The following is a 17,663-nucleotide window of genomic DNA, read 5'->3' as shown; positions in this document are numbered from 1 at the left end:
AACCTGCAACCTCTTGATCCGTAGTCAAGTGCTCTATCCGTTAAGCTACGAGCGCTCGGCTTCCCGGCGGTTTTTCTTGCCGGTCGGCGTTGCGGGAACAACATTACATGAACTGCGCCGTGAGGCGAAATCCATTGCCGTCACCCCATCTGACCTGCACAAACACCTTCTTCGTCGGCCAACGCGAAGATCGCGGGAAGCCCGTCGGCGCGGAGATCGAAGCCCGCCGGCGCGAAGATCGCGGGAAAGAGATCACCGGAAGCGGGCCCGGGGAAACAGCCGGCGGATACAGAAGAGCCCCGGCCGTCCTGAGGACGACCGGGGCTCCCGGCTGCGGAGGCGGAGGGATTTGAACCCTCGATGGGCTTTAAGACCCAAACCGCATTAGCAGTGCGGCGCCATAGACCGGACTAGGCGACGCCTCCAGCCGCACCCGCGCGTAGGCGGATGCTGCATGCAGATGATGACACAGCCCAGGGCCTCGCCACCAACCGCACTCCAACGGTACCGGTCTCCGCGGCCCGCGGGCAAAGCAGTTCCGGGCGCGCAACGCCCGGCGCACCCGCGCGTTAGAGGGGTGGGGCGCCGGCCGTGCGGCCCGCCCCGCACCATTCGCACCCCCTGGAGTCCCCGCATGCCGCTCCGCCGTCTCGCCCTCGCCGCCGCGCCGGTCCTGCTGTTCGCCGCGCCCGCGGCGGCCGCCGCCCCGCTCCCCCTGCCCCCGGGACCGGCGGCGGGGGACCACCTCACGGTCACGGTCACGGACAGCGGCCGGCTGAGCGGCCGGTACGAGTTGTACTGCCACCCGGCCCACGGCACCGTCCGCGACCCGAAGGGCGCCTGCGCCCAGCTCGACGAGCAGACGCGGTGGGGCCGGGACCCGTTCGCCCCCGTCCCGCCGGACGCCAACTGCACGATGATCTACGGCGGTCCCGACCACGCCCACGTGTCCGGAGTCTGGGCCGGCCGCCCGGTCGACACCGACTTCAGCCGGGCGAACGGCTGCGAGATCGCCCGCTGGAACAAGTTCTCCCGGCTGCTGGGGGATCCGGGCCGCCCGTCCGGCAAGTGATCTTCCCCGCGCTCCCGATGCACCCCGAATGCCGCGCGACAGGCGACGCCGCACCCCTCATCCGCCGTCGCGCCGGACTCCACAGCCCGTAGACTTCCCCCCAGCAACACGCCGCAGGGGCGGCGGACTCCCCCGGCCACCGCGCCGGCGGTGCCCCCGGTCCTGCGGTCGCACGGTGCGGTAACCAGGGAGGAAGCGTCGCAGTGAGCAGCAGGCCATCCCGAGGCGCTGCTCGCCTCGCAGCCATACTCGACGCCCTTCCCGACGCGCTGTTGCTCGTCAACTGCAACGGCACGGTCGTCAACGCCAACCACATCGCGCTGGAGACGTTCGAGGTGCCGGGCACCGGGCTCGTCGGGCGCGGACTCCTCGACCTGCTGCCCGCGTTCGACTCGCGCCGCATCCCCGGTTCGATGCGGCTGCCCGACCATGAGGCGAACGGCGGGCGCACGAAGCCGACCCGCATGATCGCCCGGCGCACGGACGGCACCCAGTTCCCCGTCGAGGTCAGCAGCGCCAACCTCACGGACGGCCGCACCCCGTACGCCGACCAGGGTTCCTACACCGGCGACGAGCTGCTGATGCTCGTCGTCCGCGACCTGACCGGCACGCTCGACACCGAGGCCGAACTCGCCCGCCAGCAGCGCCAGACGGAGATGATCCTGCGCGCGGCGGCCGAGGGCGTGGTCGGCGTCGACACCGCGGGCAAGGTCGTCCTCGTCAACCCCTCCGCCGCGCAGATCCTCGGCTACCGCGCCAGCGACCTGGGCGGGCGGGAGCTGCACCCGCTGATCCACCACTCACGGGCGGACGGTTCGCCGTTCCCGTACGAGGAGTCGCCCGTCGCCGACACCCTGCGCTCCGGGCGCAAGCACCGGGTGCGCGGGCAGGTGCTGTGGGCCAAGGACGGCCGCGCGGTGCCGGTCGACCTGACCACCGCCCCGGTGCGCGACGGCGACCAGCTCGTCGGCGCGGTGATGACCTTCACCGACCGCCGCCCGTACGACGCGCTCGCCGCGCGCCACGCCCAGTTGACGGCGGTGCTCGACAGCTCGCTGCGCGGCCCGCTGGACCGCCTCCGCGGCGAGCTGGGGGCCTTGGCCGCCGACCCGGCCGGGCAGTTGTGGCCCGAGGCCAACCAGATCCTGCACCATCTCGCCGCCGGTTACGGGCGGATGGCCCGGCTCGTCGACAACGTGCTGGAGTACCAGCGGCTGGAGGCCGGCGAGAGCAAGGTCGTCCGCGCGAAGGCGCAGCTGGACGAGGTCGTCGCGGCGGGTGTCGAGGGGGCCGTCGAGCTGATCGGCCCGGGGCGCGCGCAGTTCGCGGTGCACGCCCCCGCCATAGAGGCCGAGGTCGACGCGGAGTGGTTCGCCCGCGCGCTCGCGCATCTGATCGCCGACGTCGCGGGCGTGGACTCCACCGGTGACGCGCCCGCCGGGGGCGCGCCGTCCGGCGACTCCACGATCGTCGTCGCGGCGGCGAAGCGCGACACGGCCGTCCGCATCGAGGTGCGCGGCCCCTACCCGGGCGGCGACCCGGTCCACGGGCCGGTCGTGCGGGGCATCGTCCGGCGGCACGGCGGCGTGCTGCAGACCCACGACGTGCCGGGCGCGGCGGGCGGCAAGGCGTACGTCCTGGAGGTGCCGGTCTCCGCGGACGCCGGTCCGGTGGCGCCCGGCGACCGGCCGGACTCGCCGCCGAGCATCGGCAGCGGGACGACGATCATGCCGATGCCGGGGCAGCGGACGGCGTCCGCGCCGGTCCCGGAGGGCGGTTCCGGCGGCAAGGGACCGGCGGCGCCCGAGGTGCCGTCGGGCCCGCGCCCGGAGGTGTCCGTCCCCGCCCAGCCGACCGGCCGCCGGCGCGGCCCCGCCCGCGCGGACGAGGAGGACGCCCACGCCAGCCGGCACGGCCGGGACGGCGAGGCCTCCCCGGCGCCCGCGCCGACCGGGCGGCGCGCCCGGCGCGAGGCGGCGACGGCCACCGCGCCCGGACCGGACGCCCCGCGCACGGCGTTCGCGCTGCCCCCGGCCGAGGCCGACCGTCCGTCCGGTGCCTCCACCGGACGGCGGGCGCGGCGCGCCCTTCCCGAGGCGCCGGAGCACCCGGCCCCGGGCGGCTCCGGAGCGGAGGTCCCCCGGACCGCGTTCGCGCTGCCCCCGGCGGAGGCGGACCGCAAGCCGGAGGCTCCGGCCGGCGAGGCGGGCGCCCGTCCCGTCCCGGCTCGGAGCGGGCCGGTGGACGCGGCCGCTCCGGGGGCGCAGAACGAGGCCGGCGCGCCGGAAGCGGCCGGGAACGCGCCGCTGGACGTGGCCGGACTGCTCGGAATCACCGGGCAGCGCGGGCCTGTTGGTGCCGGTGGTGTCAGCGGTGCCGGTGGGAACGCGGGGCAGAACGGACCTTCCGGGACCAGTGCGCCCGCAGGGCCTGACGCGGGTCCCGTGGCGCCGGGTGCGGTCGGCAACGGCCCCCTGGACATGGCCGGACTGCTCGGAACCACCGGGCGGCGTGAGCCTGTTGGTGCCGGTGGGGACATCGGGCAGAGCCGTCCTTCCGGGGCCCCCGTGCCGGGCGCGACCGCCGGGCACAGCGGGCCCGTCGAGCCCCCGGTCACGGCCGGGAACGCCGGGACTTCCGGCCCCGGCGGCGGACCGGCCCCCGCAACGGGCACGCAGGGTCGCCCCGTTGACCCCGCCAAGCCCGCGGACGCGTCCGGCGCACCCGCGGGCCCCGGCGAGCACGCGACACCGGACGGGGCCGCGCGGACCGGTGAGCCCGTGGGCGGCTGGAGCGGCCCCGGCGGACCGGTCGGTCCTGTGGGTCCTGTGGGTCCCGCCGCGCCCGTCGGCGCGTCCGGCCACTCCGGGCCCACCGGCCCGGCCGGCAACGATGACTCCGGCGCCGCCGCCCCGCGGCACCCCGGCGGCCCCTCTGACCACACCGGCCCCGCCGCTCCGACCGGCCGTCGCCGCGCCCGGCGCGCGCTCGCCGAGGAGCCGGGCGCCGCGGCGCAGCAGGGCGGCGGCGGAGCCGACGGCACAGCACAGCCCATCAGCGTGCGGACGCTGGGGCAGGGCGCGCCGTTCGCCCACGGCGGCGGTGACACGCAGGCCAGCGGCACGGGCGTCGGGTCCGGCCGGCGGCGCAAGCTGGGCAATCCCACCGACGGCGAGCGCGAGGCGCAGGCCCAGGCGGCGGCCGCCGCGCCGCGTCCCGGGCCGGTCGGTCCGCGTCCGCCGGCCGCGCCCCAGGGGCGCGCCTTCGCCATAGGGGCACCGGACGAGGGGGCCGAGGGCCCGGAGCCGCTCGACGGGCCGAACGGCGCCGTGGAGATCGTCGGCACGAACGAGGCCGTTCCGCCGCCCGTGGACGACGAGTTGCCGCCCGAGCCGCTCGACAACCCGCGCCGGCTCCTCGTCTGGCCCGCGCCGGACGCGTCCACCCGGCAGGCACTGACCGACCGCGGCTACCGGCCGGTGATCGTGCACTCGCGCGAGGAGGTCGACGCGCAGATGGCGGCCTACCCGGCGGCCCTCTTCGTCGACCCGCTCACCGGTCCGATCACCCGCACCGCTCTTCAGGCGCTGCGCCAGGCGGCGGTGGAGTCCGGGGTTCCGGTGCTGGTGACGGCCGGTCTGGGCCAGGCGACGCGGGAGGCGGCGTACGGAGCCGACCCGGCCGTCCTGCTCAAGGCGCTCGCCCCGCGCGACAGCGAGATGCACCCGCCGCGCGTGCTGCTGGTCGAGGAGCACACGCCGATCGCCGACGCGCTGACGGCGACGCTGGAGCGGCGCGGGGTGCAGGTCGCGTGCGCGGCGACGGACGCCGAGGCGGTGGCGCTGGCCGAGCAGATGCGTCCCAACCTGGTGGTGATGGACCTGATGCAGGTGCGCCGCCGGCGGACCGGGATCCTCGACTGGCTCCGCGACCGGGGGCACCTGGAGCGGACGCCGCTGGTCGTCTACACCTCGGCCGGCATCGACCCGGCCCAGCTGCCCCGGCTCGCCTCGGGCGAGACGGTGCTCTTCCTCGCGGAGCGCTCCACGAGCCCGGAGGTGCAGGGCCGGATCGTGGACCTGCTGGCGAAGATCGGCACCGGGCCGGCCTGAGGCCGGGCCGGCCCGCGGCCGGTCTCAGCCGTCGATGCGCACGATGCGCCGCGCGGCCTCCTGCACGGAGGACCGCAGCCGGGCCCGGTCCTCGTCCGTGTCCCCGGTCAGCACCCGGCGCATCTGCGGCTGCACGGTGGACCAGGACACCATCGAGATCATGATGAACAGCAGGTCGGCCGGGGGGATGCGGGCGCTGATGAGCCCCTTCTCCTGGGCCTCGGCGAAGACGGCCACCTTCCGGTCGTAGTGGCGCCGGCGCTCCTCCTCGTGGGGGAAGCGCTCCGTGCCGTACTCCAGGCCCTCCCAGTAGATGAGCCGGATCAGCTCGGGGTGGGCCGCGTGGTAGTCCATGAGGCGTTCGACCCAGCCGTCGACGTCCTCGGCATCCACCGGGACCTCGGCCGCGAGCCGGGTCAGACAGGCCTCCAGGACCTGGGAGAAGAGCTCCGCCTTGTTGCCGAAATAGGCGTAGAGCAGCTGCTTGTTGGCCTTGGCCTCGCGCGCGATGCGGTCCACCCGCGCTCCGGCGATGCCGTGGGCGGCGAACTCGGCGGTGGCCGCCGCGAAGATGCGGGCCTTGGTGGCCTCGGGATCTCTGGCTGCTGGCATGCCACCCAGGGTAACCAACCGATTGGTTGACAAGCGGGGGCGGGATTGGGAAACCTATAACCAACCAGTTGGTTACTAACCCGGGAGCCGCGTTGCCAGCGTCGTCGTCCCCTCGTACGACCGTCACCCCCGTCACGCCTGCCATGCCCAGCACCAGGACGGGCCCACGCCCCGGAGTGCTGCTGACCGTCATCGCGGTGTGCACGGGCGTCACGGCGGCCAACATCTATCTGGCGACGCCGCTCCTCGGGCTCATCGCGGGCAGCTTCGGCGTCACGGCCTCGGCGGTGGGCTGGATCGCCTCGCTCGCCCAGCTCGGCTACGCCGTCGGCCTGCTGTTCTTCGCACCGCTCGGCGACACCGCCGACCGGCGGCGCCTGGTGTGGGTCCTCTCCGCCCTCGCCGCCGTGGCACTGGCCGCCGCGGCCTGCGCGCCCGGCCCGGCCTCGCTGGCCTCGGCCGTCCTGGTCTCCTGCGCCGCCACGGTCGTCCCCCAGCTGCTCATCCCGCTCGTCGCCGAACGGGCCCCGGCCGACCGGCGGGGACGGCACGTCGGCGCCGTCGTGACCGGGATGTTCGCGGGGAGCGTCGCGGCCCGGGTGTTCGGCGGGCTCGCCGGCCAGGCGTACGGCTGGCGTCCGGTCTTCCTCGGCGCGGCCGCGCTGACGCTGGTCATCGGCGTGGTGACGGCCCTGGTCCTGCCGCCCGAGACCCGTCCCGTCCGCCGGTCGCACCCGCTCCGGGCCATCGCGGGCCTGCCCCGCATGGTCGCCTCCTCGCCCGGCCTGCGCGCCGCGTGTGCCCGCCAGGCCGGGCTGTTCGGCACCTGGAGCGCCCTGTGGACGACGCTCGTCCTGCTGCTGACCTCGGACGGGACGTACGGCATGGCCACGGCGACGGCCGGGCTCTTCGGCCTGTTCGGCCTCACCTCGGCGCTGGCCTCCCCGGCCGCGGGCACCCTCATCGACCGCTTCGGCGCCCACCGCGTCATGGTGACGGGCTACGCGCTGACCGCCGTCTCCCTCCCGCTCTTCTGGCTCGGCGGACACCGGCTGTGGGCGCTGTGCGCGGGGGCGGTGCTCCTCCACGCCGGTTTCACGGCCGGCCAGGTCGCCAACCAGACCCGGGCCCTGGGCTCCTCGACGTCCCCCGCCGCGGCCAACACCGCGTACGTCGTCTCCTGCTTCGCCGGCGGGGCCATCACTTCGGCACTGGCAGGCCCGGCCTTCGCCCACTGGGGCTGGAACGGCGTCTGCGCCATCGCCGCGGGCTGCGCGGCCCTGGGGTGGGCGGGAGGCGCGCTGGCGGAGCGGGGGCGGTGAGCGGTCCGGGGACGACGAGCAGTTCGGGGGGCGCGCGGCGGAGCCGCGGCCGGGGCCCAGGCGGCGCAGCCCGCGGTCCGGGTCCGGGGCTCGCCCCGGAAGGAACGATGAAAGGGCGGGGCAGGGGCACAACCACCCCCGGCCCACGCCCCACCGCCCGCCAGACGCCCCTCACCCGGGGCGCGCCCCACGAGCCGGGGGCACCCCCAACGGGCCCGAAAGCCGTGGGCACCCCCAACGCGCCGGAAGCAGAACGGAACCGCGACGCGACCGCCGCCCAGGCCGGGGCAAGGCCGCACGCCCCGCGCACACCCCCCGCCCCCACGGGCAACCCCCCTCAGCCCCCCACCCGCGGCAACACCACCACCTCCAACTCCCCCTCCGCGTACTGCCGCCGCAAAGCCTTCTTGTCGAACTTCCCCACCGACGTCTTCGGCACCGCCGGCACCCGCACCCACCGCTCCGGCAGCTGCCAGCGCGCCACCCGGTCCTCCAGGAACGCCCGCAGCACCTCGTACTCCACCGCCGAGCCGTCCCGCAGGACCACCGCGGCCAGCGGCCGCTCGCCCCACTTCTCGTCCGGGACGGCCACCACGGCCGCCTCCGCGACCTCGGGGTGGGCCATGAGGTGGTTCTCCAGCTCGACCGAGGAGATCCACTCGCCGCCGGACTTGATGACGTCCTTGGCCCGGTCGGTGAGCGTCAGATAGCCGTCGGGGCTGATCGTCCCGACGTCACCGGTGCGCAGCCAGCCGTCCGGGCTGAACTTGTCCTCGGGACGGAACGGTTCGCCGTCCGCGCCCCCGTGGTACGCGCCCGCGATCCACGGCCCCCGGACCTCCAGCTCGCCGGCGGACCGCCCGTCCCACGGCAGGAACGACCCGTCCGGCCCGGCCAGCCGGGCCTCGACCGACGCGGGGATCCGGCCCTGGGTGACCCGGTAGGGCCACTCCTCCTCCGCCGTCAGCCCGGGCGGCGGGTAGGCCATGGAGCCCAGCGGGGACGTCTCCGTCATCCCCCAGGCCTGCACGATCCGCAGCCCGTGCCGCTCCTCGAACGCCCTCATGAGGGAGGGCGGACAGGACGCGCCGCCACTGATCACGGCCTTCAGCGAGGACGTGTCCCGCGGCCTGGCGTCGAGCTCGGCCAGCAGCCCCTGCCAGATCGTCGGCACGCCGGCGGCCATCGACGGCCGCTCCGACTCGATCATCTCGGCCAGCGGCGCGGGCTGGAGGAAGCGGTCGGGGAGCAGCAGCGAGGCGCCCGACATGAACGCCGCGTGCGGCAGGCCCCACGCGTTCACGTGGAACATCGGCACGACGGGCAGGCAGGTCTCCCCCGCCTTGAGCCCGAAGGAGCTCGCGGAGTTGACCTCCATCGAGTGCAGGTAGACCGAACGGTGGCTGTAGACCACGCCCTTGGGGTCGCCGGTCGTGCCCGAGGTGTAGCAGAGGGCGGCGGCCCGGCGCTCGTCCATCTCGGGCCAGTCGTAGGCGTCGTCCGGCTGTGCCGCGAGCAGTTCCTCGTAGTCGTGCACCCGGGCGCGGCAGCCGTCGAGCACGGACCGGTCCCCGGCACCGGAGACGATCACGTGCTCGACCGTGTCGAGGTGCGGCAGCAGCGGGGCGAGCAGCGGCAGCAGAGAGCCGTCGACGACGACCACCCGGTCCGCCGCGTGCCGGACGATCCAGGCGAGCTGCTCGGGAGCCAGCCGGAGGTTGAGCGTGTGCAGGACGGCGCCCATGGACGGGATCGCGAAGTACGCTTCGATGTGGGCGGAGTTGTTCCACATCAGGGTGCCCACGGGATCCCCGGGGCCGACGCCGAGGCCCCGCAGCCCGTGGGCGAGGCGCGCCGCCCGTGCCCCGGTCTCGGCGAAGGTGCGGCGCTGCGGCGCGCCGTCCCCGGTCCAGGTCGTGATCCGCGACTGTCCGTGGACCACGGAACCGTGCTCCAGGATCCGGGTCACGGTCAGCGGTACGTCCTGCATCGTGCTCTGCACCAGGGGCCTCCCCATTCGGCACTCGTTACGCGAGGGTCGTTCCCGGGTGATTCTGGTGGCGTTTCCAGTGGTACGTCACTACCTCTGCAGCGGCGAAAACGGCCGCGGGCGGCACATATGGCCGCCCACGACGCTCCGTCCCGCCTGCTACGCCGCCCGCGCCAGATCCGGGTCCTCGCGCAGCTTGCCGAGGGCGCGCGAGACCGCGCTCTTGACGGTGCCGATCGACACCCCGAGCAGCTCGGCGGTCTGCGCCTCGGTCAGGTCCTCGTAATACCTGAGGACGACCATCGCCCGCTGCCGGTCCGGCAGCCGGTGCACCGCGCGCCACATCGCGTCGCGCAGCGCCTGCGCCTCGGCCGGGTCGGGGGCGGGCAGCGCCTCGCGCTCCGGGAGCTCGTCGCAGGGGAACTCCTCGACCCTGCGCTTGCGCCACTGCGAGGTGCGCGTGTTGACCAGCGCACGCCGGACGTAGCCGTCGAGCGCCCGGTGGTCCTCTATCCGCTCCCAGGCCAGGTACGTCTTGGTGAGCGCCGTCTGCAGCAGGTCCTCGGCATCGCTCGGGTTCGAGGTCAGAGAGCGGGCGGTGCGCTGCAGCACCGGACCGCGTGCCCGCACGTACGAGGAGAAGGACGGGTACACGGCAGTGGATGCACGGGGGCACACGGTCGTGGTCATGCCTCAACGCTAGGAGCGCGCCGGTACCCGGCGGATCGGCCGCAGGTGCCGAAGGACGATCCGCCTCAAGTCGTACGGGTCGGGCTGCCCCCACCTCCTGGAGGGGTAGACGGAGCGACGTCCGTATCGGCCCCGCCCGGCGGCTCCGGCGCACGTCACCCGATGACGGCCACCGGCGCGTCGACCAGGTCGCGGTCGATGGTCAGCTTCCGGCCGCCGTGGGTCTCCGACACCTCCCCCGCGTACTGGTGGATGCGGCGGTGGGGCTGCCAGGCGGTCTTCGCCAGCGTGCGCTCCTTGTCGGTGGAGGCGGCCACGCGCCAGCGGGCGAACCACATCACCGAGGGCAGCGAGTCCGTGCCGGACCGGCGGGCGCGCTCCATGTGCCGGATGCCGGACTCGGCGCTGCTGTAGAAGCCGGGCACGTAGCCGCGGCGGTTGACGGTGGCGCTCCAGGAGCGGATGAAGGCGAGCGTGGTGGACGCGCAGTCCTCGTCCTTGTCGTCGTACGCCTCCATGTCGAGGTAGATCGGGCTGCCCGGCAGGATCCCCAGCTGCGCGGCCCTGTTCACCGCCTCGACGGCCTCGTCGGCACCCTGCTCCTCGGGCGCGTCCGCCGGGATGGGGACGGACCGCTTGGTCTCGGAGCGGACGCAGGGCGACTGCGAGCCGACGTAGAGGGGGAGCACGCGCCAGCCCAGGTCGCGGGCGCCGGTGAGCCAGGCGGCGCTGAGCCAGCGCTGCCGGGGACAGGCCCGGCCGGATCCGGCGAAGTAGATGCCGACGGCGCGGTACTGGGAGGTCTTCCACGCCCGGAGGGTGACGAGCGACGGGGCTTCGCAGGTGTCGAACGCCCGGCCCCGGAAGACGGCGCGGGCGTGGACCATCGGCGGCTTCAGCGCGTCGTCCGCCGTGGCGGGCACATCACCCGCCGGGAGCTGGGCCACGCCCGCCATCAGGGCGACGAGATATCCGATGATCTTCCTTCGTGGGTACATACGGCGAAGTCAAGGTCCACGATCCCACGCGCCCTCGGTGACACGCCCCGGATTCATCCGTCTGCGCCGAGAAGCAGCCCGGACGTGGGAACTGTCCCTTCTGCGATGACACGTCCCTTGAATCCTGGTTCGGGTGATGCCCCGGGAGGGGGAACCGAGGGGATCCCGCCACTCCGGCGCGGCCGAACTCGACCGGCAGGCCGCGCCGATGGACCGAACACACCGTCAACTTCCCGATGCCTCACCGTCGTACGTCGAACTCCACGCAAAGCAAACGACCGCGCGACGGGCACCGAGGCCCCGTCGCGCGGTCGTTCAGACCCTGTCCACGATCACCACACCCATGGTCACCCCGAGTCGGCCGGGGTGACCGCCACCTCAGTGGCCGTGGATGCTGGTGAAGACGATCCTCACGTTCTCCTGCTGGATGTGCGTGTGACCGCCCCCCGTCACACTGGCCGTATTGTTCTGATTCGTTGCTCCTGTGCCGGTTGCCACCTGCTGGGTCGTCGTGGAGTTGCCGTGGTTGCTCCCCCCGACTCCGCTGCCCACGACGCCGGCGGTCGCCGCGTTGGAGCCCCTGTTGGCGAGCTGGCCGTGGTGGCCGTCGTCCGAGGCCTGGGCGACCCCTGCGAAGAGGAACGCGGCCATCGGGAGAGCGGCTACGGCGGCGAGGATACGGGCTGCAGTGCGGGTGCTTGCCATGTCATGCCTCCAGAACGGAACTGCGGGATCTTGCGGGGTGGTTGGCCGGCCGCCCCAGCGGTGGATCGACGTCGCGACACCAGGTTTGCCCACCGAATCTCCACCGAACCCCCCGCCGCTCCCCATTCCCTCGCAAGCATGACCGTCCCGGAATAAACCTTCACCACATCCCCAAGTCGCCACAACGACCCCCACATCCCACCCTCGACACCCCCAATCCCCAAAAGCCCCAAGCAACGAATCGTTTCGGCACAAATTCGGCCAAGTTGATTTCGGCCACCTCCCACCGACCCTGGCGGACAAGGGATTTGAACACCCGGCCGTGGCGACCGCCCGGCCCGAAACGGGGACGTCCAGCATGACCGGCCCTTCCCGGACCGGACCCGGCCGGAACGATTCCGCGGCCCGCGACAGCGCGTCCGCACCGGCCCTGCGGCCCCCCGGGAGTCCGGGCCGCGCGATCCCCCGAAGCAGTCCGCGAACGCCAGCGTCCGCACAGGAAGGTGCCCGATGAACCTCATACTCCAGGCCCTGCCCGTCGCCGCCCCGACCATCGGATGGGCCGTGCACGCCCTCTTCCTCGTCCGCCGCCTCCGCACCGCCCGCACCGACCCCCTCACCGGCCTGATGTGCCGCGACGAATTCACCTCCCGCGCCCTGCGCGCGATCCGCCGCCCGCACACCGCCGTCCTGCTGCTCGACCTCAACGGCTTCAAGCAGATCAACGACACGCACGGGCACGCGGTGGGCGACCAGGTCATCGCCGCGGTCGGGCACCGGCTCGCGGCCTGGTGCGCCTCCCGCGGGGGCTTCGCCGCGCGGCTGGGCGGCGACGAGTTCACCGCGCTGGTCCGGCTCGCCCCGGACGCGGACCTCGACGCCGAACTGACCTACGGGCTCTCGGCCCGGATCTCCGCACCCCTCGACACCGGTGGCGTCACCCTGGCCCCCCGCGCCTCCATCGGCCTCTGTCACACCGCGCACCGGCCCGGCGCCGGACTCTCCGAACTCCTGCGCGGCGCCGACGAGGCCATGTACACCGCCAAGCGCCTCGGCGACCACTGGCGGACGGCCGGGCCCGCCGACGTGTACCCCACCGTGGCCGGCCGCCGGGCCGGCCGGCCCGGCGCGCACCTGACCCTGCTGGTTCCCGCCCGGCGCCGGGCGGCGTCGTAGGACGCGGGGCGCCTCCGCCGGGCGGATCGTCCCCGCCCGGCGGGAGCCCGGCACCGTATCCGCAGGCCGGGGCAGTTGTCAGTGGTGGGCTGTTCAATCGGTGCATGAACCTTCGCCCCGCAGGACCACCACGCGCCTCGGCCCCACCCCCGGCCGACCGCGTCGCCCGGGTCATCCGCGACGAGGACTGGCACGGACGCCGCCTCACCCCCGACGACCGCCACGAGCGCCACACGTTCCTGGACACCGACTGGACGGAGGTGGAGAACGAGGGCGCCGTCTTCGAGGAGTGCGACTTCGCCGGAGTGCGCTTCAACGCGTCCCGCCACACCGGCGCGGCCTTCGTCAACTGCACCTTCCGCGACTGCACGTTCTTCGATACCAAGTTCACCGACTGCAAGTTCGCCGGAAGCCGCTTCCAGGGAGCGGCCTTCACCCTCCTCGAAGTCAGCGGCGGGGACTGGTCGTTCACGGACCTGGCCGGGGCCGACCTCCGCGGGGCCGTCTTCGACCGGGTGCGGATGCGCGAGGCCGACCTGACAGCCGCCCGATTGGAGGGCGCGACCCTCACCCGCACCGACCTCTCCTCCGCCGCCCTCCACAACTCCCGCCTCACCGGCGCCGATCTGCGCGGCAGCGACATCGGTTCCCTGGACCCACGCACGGTGGACCTCTCGGACGCACTCGTCGACCTGACCCAGGCCGCGGCCATCGTGGCGGCACTCGGCCTGAAGGTGGAGGAAATGCCCTGACCCCGGGACGGGGAGAACAACGCCGGGCGATCGGCAACGCGTTGGTGCCGCATGCCACCGCCGAGCGCCGGTCAATAAGGTCTCCGCATGGCCATACGGGACGACCTCCTCATCGATCTGATCAACCGCACCGAGATGGAAGGCAACGGTCCGCGCATCACGGTCGTGGCGGAAGGCGTAGTGATCACGGGCCGCCTCGCGGCGCACCGGCACTGGGCGACGCACATCGCCGACCGGCTCGCCGACGCCGGCCTGCCCGACGAACGCTTCGCCGAGGACTTCGCCCGGGAGGCCGCGGAACCCCCGCCCTATCCGCCCGCGTTCCTCCACATCCAGGGCAGCCAACTGATCTCCGGTGCCGGCAGCCTTCCCACCGCGCTGGGCGAGTTCTTCCGGGTACCACTGTCCACCGTGAGCGCATGGAGCGTGCGCTGACCCACCCACCACACCGGCTTCCCCCGCGGGCACCCGATGAAGAGTCATGAGACGGAACCGATGGAACCTACAGCACCCATGCAAAAAGGGGTGCCCGGAATTCCCGGCACCCCTTGTGGCCGACGCACGCGCCGGCATGGCGGAGGCTGTGGGATTTGAACCCACGGTGACATCGCTGCCACGACGGTTTTCAAGACCGTTCCCTTAGGCCGCTCGGGCAAGCCTCCCCGCGCCGCGACCTGCCGCGACGCGGGGACAGCCTACCGGGTGCCGATCGAGGACGTGCAGCCCCGCCCGGGAGGGCGGACGGGGCCGTGGCCGGGCGTCACTTGTCGCCCGCGCGCTCCCCGAGGGTGATCTCCGTGGTCTTCTGCTTGCCGTCGCGGACGTAGGTGACGGTGACCTTGGTGCCGGGCTTGTGCGTCCAGATCTCGCTGATCAGGGTCGGGCCGCTGTCGATCTTGGCGTCGTCGAGCTTGACGATGACGTCGCCGGGCTTGAGGCCGGCCTTGTCGGCCGGGCCGCCGGGGGTCACGGCGGGCGTGCCGCCCATGCCGTTGGCGACGATGCGGGCGCCGCCGCCGGCGTCCTTCATGTTCACCGTGGCCTCGATGACCGGGTACACCGGCTTGCCCGTCCTGATCAGCTGCTCGGCGACGTTCTTCGCCTGGTTGATCGGGATGGCGAAGCCGAGGCCGATGCTGCCGGACTGGCCCTGGGCGCCGGGCATGCCGCCGCCGTTGTTGGCGGACTGGATGGCGGAGTTGACGCCGATGACCGCGCCCTGCGCGTTGAGCAGCGGACCGCCGGAGTTGCCCGGGTTGATCGAGGCGTCGGTCTGGAGCGCGCTCATGTACGACGGGTTGCTGCCACCGCCGTCGCTGGAGGCGACCGGGCGCTTCTTGGCGCTCACGATGCCCGTCGTGACGGTGCCGGACAGGCCGAAGGGCGCGCCGATCGCGACCGTGGCGTCGCCCACCGCGGTCCTGTCCGAGTCGCCCAGCGGGAGCGGGCTGAGCTTGAGGCCGGAAGGGTTCTTCAGCTTGATGACCGCGACGTCGTAGCCCTGGGCGCGGCCGATGACCTCGGCGTCGTACTGCTTGCCGTTGGAGAAGGTCACCGCGAGCTTGCCGCCGTCGGCGGCGGAGGCCACGACGTGGTTGTTGGTGAGGATGTGGCCCTGGGTGTCGTAGACGAAGCCGGTGCCCGTGCCGCCCTCGCCGCCGCTGCTCTGCGCCTCGATGGTGACGACGCTGGGCAGGGCCTTGCCCGCGATGTCCGCGACGGACCCCGGGGTCCTGCTGGCGATCTTCGGGTCACCGGCGGAGGAGACGGTGGTGGAGCCGGTGTCGCTCCGGTCCGCCGCCCAGTAGCCGATGCCGCCGCCGACGCCTCCCGCGACCAGGGCGGCCGCCAGCACCGCGGCCACGAGCCCACCACGCTTGCGCCGCGGCGGCTCGGGAGCGCCCCAGGGGGTCAGCGGGACGAGGGGCCCACCGCCGGCGGGATCCCCGTAGGCGGGGGCACCGTAAGGCTGTTGCGGAGCACCGGCGGCGTTGTACCAGGTAGGGGCCTGGGGCGCGCCGGCCCCGGCGGGCGGCGCCGGCGGGACGGCGGGCATCTGCGCGGTCTGCGGCTCCGGAGCCGCGGCACCTGCCGCGGCTCCGGAGCCGCGGTCGGGGCGGGGGGCGCGCCGGCCCCGGCGGGCGGCGCCGGCGGGACGGCGGGCATCTGCGCGGTCTGCGGCTCCGGAGCCGCGGCAGGTGCGGCGGCCGGACGCGCCGGAGCAGCGGGAGCCTCCGCGGGCGCCGCGGCAGGAGCTTCCGGAGCGGGACGCTCCGCGCCCTGCGGCGCCGGAGACCCCTGCGGCCCGGCCGCGGACGGAACGGCGGCGTCCTCGTTCTCGGTGCTCACGGTGGTCTCCTCATTCAGGTGCACATCGGGTCGTACGCGGCCGTGGCCGCGCGGGCGGGCCGGGGCCACACCGGAACACCTACCCTGACCAGCCTTCACCATCGCCCGTCAGGGCGCCGTAAACGGAGGCTGTGCGCGGTGGTGCCCGAAGGGGCCGGCGGGGCGCCGAGCGAACAACCGGACAAACGCCCCATGCGCGATTGTGCCAGGCGGTGGCACGATAACGCGGTGACCTTCGCCCACCCGGCCCCGGAACCCCGCCCGGGACGCCCCGCCCCGGCCGTCGTCGCCCACCGCGGAGCCTCCGAGGACGCGCCGGAACACACCCTCGCCGCCTATCGCAAGGCGATCGATGACGGCGCGGACGCGCTGGAGTGCGACGTCCGGCTGACGGCCGACGGACACCTGGTCTGCGTCCACGACCGCCGGGTCAACCGCACGTCCAACGGCCGCGGCGCGGTCTCCACACTGGAGCTGGCCGACCTCGCGGCGCTCGACTTCGGCTCGTGGAAGGGCCGGGCGGCCGACGCCGAGGAGCCCGACACCGAGACGTCCGGCCCCGACCGCACCGCCGTCCTCACCCTGGAGCGGCTGCTCGAACTGGTCGCCGACGCGGGCCGCCGCGTCGAGCTGGCCATCGAGACCAAGCACCCCACCCGCTGGGCCGGCCAGGTCGAGGCGCGGCTGCTCGAACTCCTCGGCCGCTTCGGCCTGGCCGAGCCGCCGCCCGGCGAGCCCTCGCCCGTCCGCGTGATGAGCTTCTCCGCCCGCTCCCTGCACCGGATCCGGACCGCGGCACCGGAGATCCCGGTGGTCTACCTGATGCAGTTCGTCTCCCCGCGGCTGCGCGACGGACGGCTGCCGCCGGGGGTGGGCATCGCCGGCCCCAGCATCCGGATCGTCAGGAGCCACCCCGGCTACGTGGCCAGGCTGCACCGCGCGGGACACCGGGTGCACGTGTGGACCGTCAACGAGCCGGAGGACGTGGAGCTGTGTCTGCGCCTCGGCGTGGACGCGGTCATCACCAACCGCCCCAAGGCGGTGCTCACTCAGCTCGGACGGCGCTAGGGGCGTCGCCCACGGCCCCCGCCCCGGACCGTCCGCGCCCACCGGTGCGCCTGTGCGCCGTCGGATGCGCCCGTACGCTCCCGCGCCCGTTACCAGGAGTGCACCGGCGCGTTCGGTACGTGTTCGGCCGGGGCCGAGTGCCTCCACCGGGCACCGAGTGGCCGGTTTCCGGTCCAGTCCATTGGGGCATTCATCCCCTGACGTGGGGCAAAGGAGGTCTCGGGGGTGGCGTTGGTGGTGGCGCAGGAGGTGCCCACATCGTCGGTCATGGCCGTACCCCACGGTCCTGCCGGTGTGGGCGAAGCGAGACACCGGATGCGCAAGGATCTGCGCGCCGGCGGGGTACCGGATCCGGTCATCGACGACGCCGTACTCATCCTCTCCGAACTGCTCAGCAACGCGTACCGGCACGGGCGCCCGCTGGGCCGGGACGGCGGTGCGGGCGAGGGCGAGGGCGACGGCGGGATCCGGGCCGCCTGGCGCGTCGACGAGCGCGGCCGGCTCACCGTGGAGGTCACCGACGGCGGCGGACCCACCCGACCGTTTCCGGCCACTCCGTCGGTCACGGCACGCGGCGGCCGCGGCCTCAACATCATCAGCGCGCTGTCCCAGGAATGGGGCGTACGGGACGCCTCGGGAGAGGTGACCGTATGGGCCGCGCTCTCCGCACGCGCCGGTTTCGCTACGCGCGTTGACCTCGCCCCCGAGCTCGACTTCTCCGACCTGGACGGGCTGGTGTGACACCGCCGGGCAGACCCCCGCAGGACGTCCGCCCGAGCCCGTAGGACGGGCGCTTCCCGGCCCCCGCCGAGCCGTC

At 74.1% G+C, this 17,663-nt stretch carries 13 protein-coding genes, 2 tRNA genes and 1 pseudogene; 8 read left to right on the top strand and 8 right to left on the bottom strand.

Annotated features, from left to right (window positions below):
• Positions 1 to 334: 334 nt before the first annotated feature.
• Positions 335 to 425: transfer RNA gene (locus I5Q34_RS10940), tRNA-Ser, on the bottom strand.
• 209 nt (positions 426 to 634) lie between these two features.
• Between I5Q34_RS10940 and I5Q34_RS10935 the strand changes: the two genes are divergently transcribed.
• Both I5Q34_RS10935 and I5Q34_RS10930 read left to right on the top strand, forming a co-directional pair.
• Positions 635 to 1,072 carry an SSI family serine proteinase inhibitor gene (locus I5Q34_RS10935; protein WP_234428714.1) on the top strand — a complete coding sequence of 146 codons (438 nt, stop codon included), beginning with the start codon at positions 635 to 637 and terminating at the stop codon, positions 1,070 to 1,072.
• A 203-nt stretch (positions 1,073 to 1,275) separates the two neighbouring features.
• Positions 1,276 to 5,184: a PAS domain-containing protein gene (locus I5Q34_RS10930; protein WP_199892007.1), complete on the top strand. Its 3,909-nt coding sequence runs from the start codon at positions 1,276 to 1,278 to the stop codon at positions 5,182 to 5,184.
• A 24-nt stretch (positions 5,185 to 5,208) separates the two neighbouring features.
• Here the strand turns inward: I5Q34_RS10930 and I5Q34_RS10925 are convergent, their stop codons facing one another.
• Complete coding sequence (locus I5Q34_RS10925) at positions 5,209 to 5,796, bottom strand: TetR family transcriptional regulator (RefSeq protein WP_199892006.1); 588 nt, start codon at positions 5,794 to 5,796, stop codon at positions 5,209 to 5,211.
• A 143-nt stretch (positions 5,797 to 5,939) separates the two neighbouring features.
• Between I5Q34_RS10925 and I5Q34_RS10920 the strand changes: the two genes are divergently transcribed.
• Positions 5,940 to 7,118, top strand: a complete 1,179-nt coding sequence (locus tag I5Q34_RS10920) for an MFS transporter (RefSeq protein WP_199892005.1) — start codon at positions 5,940 to 5,942, stop codon at positions 7,116 to 7,118.
• Between the two features lie 337 nt (positions 7,119 to 7,455).
• On the opposite strand, the gene I5Q34_RS10915 is transcribed toward I5Q34_RS10920, so the two are convergent.
• From I5Q34_RS10915 to I5Q34_RS10900, 4 genes are all read right to left on the bottom strand, one after another.
• Entirely contained in the window at positions 7,456 to 9,120 is a 1,665-nt protein-coding gene (locus I5Q34_RS10915; RefSeq protein WP_199892004.1) for a long-chain fatty acid--CoA ligase, read from the bottom strand.
• A gap of 147 nt (positions 9,121 to 9,267) precedes the next feature.
• Positions 9,268 to 9,798 (bottom strand): SigE family RNA polymerase sigma factor, encoded by a 531-nt coding sequence (locus I5Q34_RS10910; protein WP_199892003.1) that lies wholly within the window; start codon positions 9,796 to 9,798, stop codon positions 9,268 to 9,270.
• A 155-nt stretch (positions 9,799 to 9,953) separates the two neighbouring features.
• Positions 9,954 to 10,796: a glycoside hydrolase domain-containing protein gene (locus I5Q34_RS10905; RefSeq protein ID WP_234428713.1), complete on the bottom strand. Its 843-nt coding sequence runs from the start codon at positions 10,794 to 10,796 to the stop codon at positions 9,954 to 9,956.
• Positions 10,797 to 11,174: 378 nt separating this feature from the next.
• Positions 11,175 to 11,501: a hypothetical protein gene (locus I5Q34_RS10900; protein ID WP_199892002.1), complete on the bottom strand. Its 327-nt coding sequence runs from the start codon at positions 11,499 to 11,501 to the stop codon at positions 11,175 to 11,177.
• A 510-nt stretch (positions 11,502 to 12,011) separates the two neighbouring features.
• Here I5Q34_RS10900 and I5Q34_RS10895 point away from each other — a divergent pair.
• From I5Q34_RS10895 to I5Q34_RS10885, 3 genes are all read left to right on the top strand, one after another.
• Positions 12,012 to 12,677, top strand: coding sequence for a GGDEF domain-containing protein (locus I5Q34_RS10895; RefSeq protein WP_199892001.1), 666 nt, complete (start codon positions 12,012 to 12,014; stop codon positions 12,675 to 12,677).
• Positions 12,678 to 12,781: 104 nt separating this feature from the next.
• Positions 12,782 to 13,429 carry a pentapeptide repeat-containing protein gene (locus I5Q34_RS10890; protein ID WP_199892000.1) on the top strand — a complete coding sequence of 216 codons (648 nt, stop codon included), beginning with the start codon at positions 12,782 to 12,784 and terminating at the stop codon, positions 13,427 to 13,429.
• An 87-nt stretch (positions 13,430 to 13,516) separates the two neighbouring features.
• On the top strand, positions 13,517 to 13,864 hold the full coding sequence (locus I5Q34_RS10885; RefSeq protein ID WP_199891999.1) for a hypothetical protein: 348 nt from the start codon (positions 13,517 to 13,519) through the stop codon (positions 13,862 to 13,864).
• Positions 13,865 to 14,001: 137 nt separating this feature from the next.
• Here the strand turns inward: I5Q34_RS10885 and I5Q34_RS10880 are convergent.
• Positions 14,002 to 14,091, bottom strand: a tRNA-Ser gene (locus I5Q34_RS10880).
• A gap of 98 nt (positions 14,092 to 14,189) precedes the next feature.
• Positions 14,190 to 15,293 (bottom strand): S1C family serine protease, encoded by a 1,104-nt coding sequence (locus I5Q34_RS10875; RefSeq protein WP_374192998.1) that lies wholly within the window; start codon positions 15,291 to 15,293, stop codon positions 14,190 to 14,192.
• Positions 15,294 to 16,006: 713 nt separating this feature from the next.
• Between I5Q34_RS10875 and I5Q34_RS10870 the strand changes: the two genes are divergently transcribed.
• Together I5Q34_RS10870 and I5Q34_RS10865 are read left to right on the top strand one after the other, a co-directional pair.
• Entirely contained in the window at positions 16,007 to 16,846 is an 840-nt protein-coding gene (locus tag I5Q34_RS10870) for a glycerophosphodiester phosphodiesterase (protein ID WP_277965227.1), read from the top strand.
• Positions 16,847 to 17,026: 180 nt separating this feature from the next.
• A pseudogene (locus I5Q34_RS10865) lies at positions 17,027 to 17,587 on the top strand (ATP-binding protein).
• Positions 17,588 to 17,663: the final 76 nt, after the last annotated feature.

Origin of the sequence: Streptomyces sp. AV19 (assembly GCF_015999245.1) — a bacterium.
Taxonomy (GTDB): Bacteria; Actinomycetota; Actinomycetes; order Streptomycetales; family Streptomycetaceae; genus Streptomyces.
The sequence above is the reverse complement of the archived record's forward strand: the minus strand, read 5'-3'. Positions and strand labels throughout refer to the sequence as shown.

Coding starts and splice junctions, on each gene's coding strand:
- I5Q34_RS10935 (WP_234428714.1), top strand. CDS start 635: ATGCCGCTCCGCCGTCTCGCCCTCGCCGCCGCGCCGGTCCTGCTGTTC.
- I5Q34_RS10925 (WP_199892006.1), bottom strand. CDS start 5,796: ATGCCAGCAGCCAGAGATCCCGAGGCCACCAAGGCCCGCATCTTCGCG.
- I5Q34_RS10920 (WP_199892005.1), top strand. CDS start 5,940: ATGCCCAGCACCAGGACGGGCCCACGCCCCGGAGTGCTGCTGACCGTC.
- I5Q34_RS10910 (WP_199892003.1), bottom strand. CDS start 9,798: ATGACCACGACCGTGTGCCCCCGTGCATCCACTGCCGTGTACCCGTCC.
- I5Q34_RS10905 (WP_234428713.1), bottom strand. CDS start 10,796: ATGTACCCACGAAGGAAGATCATCGGATATCTCGTCGCCCTGATGGCG.
- I5Q34_RS10900 (WP_199892002.1), bottom strand. CDS start 11,501: ATGGCAAGCACCCGCACTGCAGCCCGTATCCTCGCCGCCGTAGCCGCT.
- I5Q34_RS10895 (WP_199892001.1), top strand. CDS start 12,012: ATGAACCTCATACTCCAGGCCCTGCCCGTCGCCGCCCCGACCATCGGA.
- I5Q34_RS10890 (WP_199892000.1), top strand. CDS start 12,782: ATGAACCTTCGCCCCGCAGGACCACCACGCGCCTCGGCCCCACCCCCG.
- I5Q34_RS10885 (WP_199891999.1), top strand. CDS start 13,517: ATGGCCATACGGGACGACCTCCTCATCGATCTGATCAACCGCACCGAG.